Origin of the sequence: Paraburkholderia sp., assembly GCF_036488505.1 — a bacterium.
Classification (GTDB): Bacteria; Pseudomonadota; Gammaproteobacteria; order Burkholderiales; family Burkholderiaceae; genus Paraburkholderia.
On sequence record NZ_DASXHN010000343.1, the window covers coordinates 1 to 3,715 of the forward strand.

The following is a 3,715-nucleotide window of genomic DNA, read 5'->3' on the forward strand; positions in this document are numbered from 1 at the left end:
AGGTGCTGCACGAGCAGGGCGGCAAGCTATGGCACATCGGCAATGGCTACACGAACGAGCCGGTGCTGCGTCTGGCGAAGCGTCTCGAAGATGTCACGTTCGCCGACCGCGCGTTCTTCGCGAACTCCGGCGCCGAAGCGAACGAAGCCGCGCTGAAGCTCGCGCGCCGCGTCGCATTCGACCGTCATGGCGCCGACAAAGCCGAAATCATTTCCTTCACGCAGTCGTTCCATGGCCGCACGCTGTTTACCGTCAGCGTCGGCGGCCAGCCGAAGTACTCGGAAGGCTTCGGCCCGGTGCCGGGCGGTATCACCCATCTGCCGTACAACGACATCGAAGCCGCGAACAACGCGATCGGCGCGCAGACCTGCGCGGTGATCGTCGAGCCGATTCAGGGCGAGGGCGGTGTGATCCCGGCTGATCCGGCATTTCTGAAGGCGCTGCGCGAAGCGTGCGATCGGCACGACGCGCTGCTGATTTTCGACGAAGTGCAAACCGGCGTCGGCCGCAGTGGTTTCTTCTACGCGTATCAGGACACCGGCGTCACGCCCGACATTCTGACCACCGCGAAGGCGCTCGGCAACGGCTTCCCGATCGGCGCGATGCTGACCACCAACGAACTCGCCGCGCACTTCAAGGTGGGCGTGCATGGCACGACTTACGGCGGCAATCCGCTTGGCGCGGCGATCGCGGAAAAAGTGGTCGAGCTCGTCAGCGATCCGAAGCTGCTCGAAGGTGTGCGCTCGCGCAGCGAAGCGCTCAAGGGGCATCTCGCGAAACTGAACCAACGCTTCAGTCTTTTCACCGAAGTGCGCGGCAAAGGTCTGCTGATCGGCGCGGAGTTGAACGGCGCGTTCAGGGGCCGCGCGAAGGACTTCGTCACCGCGGCCGGTCAGCATGGCGTGATCATGCTGATGGCGGGCCCGGACGTGCTGCGCTTCGTGCCGTCGCTGATCATGCCGCTGGAGGACATGGCCGAAGGCTTCGCGCGGCTCGAGAAGGCGTTCGGCGAACTGGTCGGCGCGAGCGCGCAGGCGGCCTCGCATTGAACAACGCCCGCGCGCCCATGCAACCACGCACGCACAACCACCGGCTCATGCGTCACATTCAACAGGAACGATGATGCTCTTCGTACGTCCAGGCCGCCTCGCCGATCTCGATGCGCTCGAGCATATGGCGCGCACCGCGCAGCCGGTGCTGCATTCGCTGCCGCATGACCGGCGCGCGCTCGAAGCGCGCGTCGCGTTGTCGGAAGACTCGTTTCGCGCGGAAGTCGATTTTCCGGGCGAGGAGTTCTATCTGTTCGTGCTCGAAGACTCGGCCAGCGGCCAGCTGATGGGCACCGCGAGCATCGTCGCGGCAGCCGGCTACGCGGATCCGTTCTATGTGTTTCGCAACGACGCGCTGATTCATGCGTCGCGCGAGCTGCATGTGAACCGCAAGATCCACGCGCTGACGATGTCGCATGAGCTGACCGGCAAGAGCCGGCTCGCGGGCTACTACATCGACCCTTCGCTACGCGGCGACGCGGCCGCGCAATTGATCTCCCGCGCACGCATGATGTACATCGCCGCCAATCGCAAGCGCTTCACGCCGGAAGTGTTTTCGCTGCTGCTCGGCGTCACTGACGAAAACGGCGTGTCGCCGTTCTGGGAAGCGGTGGGGCGCAAGTTCTTCGGCCGCGATTTCGCCGCTATCGAAGTCGAATCGGGCGGCCGCAGCCGCACCTTCATCGCCGAGGTGATGCCGACCTATCCGGTCTATGTGCCGCTGTTGCCCGAAGCGGCGCAGCGCGTGCTCGGCGAGCCGGACCGCAACGCGTTGCTCGCGTATGAGATTCATCTCGAGGAAGGCTTCGAGACCGACCGCTACGTCGATATCTTCGACGCGGGGCCGGTGCTGACCGCGCAGGTCGATCGCAGTGCGTCGGTCAGGTACAACGAAACGCGCGTCGTGGGCGACGCGGCCCCGGCAAAAGGCGCCGCTTATCTGATCGCGTACAACGGCGCTGCCGGCGAGTTCCGCTGCGCGCTCGGCGAACTCGCGCCCGGCAAGCAAGCCGGGGCGGCGCTGCCGGAGGTGGCGCGCGCCGCGCTCGGCGTGCGCGAAGGCGACGCGGTGCGCTGTGTGCCGCTGCATCAGCCACCGCGCGATGAACAGCCGGGAGACACGCCATGATCGTCGTTCGCGTGGTGCAACGAGGCGATGTCGACGCGCTGATGCGGCTCGCGCAGGAAACCGGTCCGGGGCTGACCACCTTCAAGCCGGATAGCGACGCGCTCGCCGCGCGCGTCGAACGCGCGCGCCGCACGATGGAAGATCAGGCCGAGCCGCACGAAGCCGGCTATTTCTTCGTGATGGAAGACACCGCGACCGGCGATGTAGCCGGCGTGTGCGGTATCGAAACGTCGGTCGGTCTGCAGCAGCCGTTCTACAACTATCGCGTGAGCACGGTCGTGCACGCGAGCCAGGATCTCGGCATCTGGACGCGCATGCATGCGCTGAACATCTCGCACGACCTGACCGGTTACGCGGAAGTGTGCTCGCTATTCCTGAGCCCGCGCTATCGCACGAGCGGCGTGGGCAGCTTGCTGTCACGCTCTCGCTTCATGTTCGTCGCGCAGTTCCGCGAGCGGTTTCCGCAGCGCTTGTGCGCGGAGCTGCGCGGCCACTTCGATGCCGAAGGCACGTCGCCGTTCTGGCGCGCGGTCGGCTCGCATTTCTACCAGATCGATTTCAATGCGGCCGACTATCTGAGCTCGCACGGCCGCAAGGCGTTTCTCGCCGAGTTGATGCCGCGCTATCCGGTGTACGTCGAGTTGCTGCCGCCCGAGGCGCAGCGCTGTGTCGGTCTCACGCACAACGACACCATCCCGGCGCGCCGCATGTTGGAGGCCGAAGGGCTGCGCTACGAAAATCACGTCGATATCTTCGACGCGAGCCCGGTGCTCGAATGCCATATCGCCGATCTGCGCACGGTGCGCGAGAGCGTGCTGGCGGCGGTTGAGATCGGTCAAGCGCAGGCCGTGCAGGACGCGCCCAAATCGATGGTATCGAACATGTCGCTCAGTGATTTTCGCGTCGGCGTGGTGGCGGGCGTGCCGCGCGACGGCGTGTTCCGTGTCAGCGCGGCCGAAGCCGCCGCGTTGCGCGTGAAGGCCGGCGATTCGCTGCGCGTGCTGCCGTTGAAACACAAACAAGGATGATCATGAGCAAGCTTTTTATCGACGGCGAATGGGCCGCCGGCACAGGAGCCGCCTTCGCGTCGCGCAGTCCCGGCACGGACGCGGTGGTGTGGCAGGGCAACAGCGCGTCGGCGGACGACGTCGATCGTGCGGTGCGTGCCGCGCGCCGCGCGTTCGCCGCATGGTCGGCACGGACGCTCGACGAGCGCTGCGCGATAGTGCGCCGCTTCGCCGCGCTGGTGACCGAGCGCAAGGAAGCGCTGGCCGACGCGATCGGCCGCGAGACCGGCAAGCCGCTGTGGGAATCGCGCACCGAGGCGGCGTCGATGGCCGCGAAGGTCGAAATCTCCATTCAGTCGTACAACGAACGCACCGGCGAAAGACGCTCGCCGATGGCTGACGGCACCGCGGTGCTGCGGCATCGTCCGCATGGCGTGGTGGCCGTGTTCGGTCCGTATAACTTCCCGGGCCATCTGCCGAACGGACATATCGTGCCGGCGCTGATCGCGGGCAACGCGGTCGTGTTCAAG

General features: G+C 66.1%; 4 protein-coding genes. All 4 read left to right on the forward strand.

Annotated features, from left to right (window positions below; all coding sequences use genetic code 11):
• On the forward strand, positions 1-1,049 hold a 1,049-nt coding region (locus VGH68_RS20180; protein WP_331605453.1), incomplete at its 5' end, for an acetylornithine/succinyldiaminopimelate transaminase.
• Positions 1,050-1,122: 73 nt separating this feature from the next.
• Positions 1,123-2,178 carry an arginine/ornithine succinyltransferase subunit alpha gene (aruF, locus tag VGH68_RS20185; protein ID WP_331605454.1) on the forward strand — a complete coding sequence of 352 codons (1,056 nt, stop codon included), beginning with the start codon at positions 1,123-1,125 and terminating at the stop codon, positions 2,176-2,178.
• Entirely contained in the window at positions 2,175-3,206 is a 1,032-nt protein-coding gene (astA, locus tag VGH68_RS20190; protein WP_331605455.1) for an arginine N-succinyltransferase, read from the forward strand. The genes aruF and astA overlap by 4 nt, the downstream gene beginning before the upstream one ends.
• A 2-nt stretch (positions 3,207-3,208) precedes the next feature.
• Positions 3,209-3,715: aldehyde dehydrogenase family protein (locus VGH68_RS20195; RefSeq protein ID WP_331605456.1), on the forward strand; the 507-nt coding region annotated here is incomplete at its 3' end.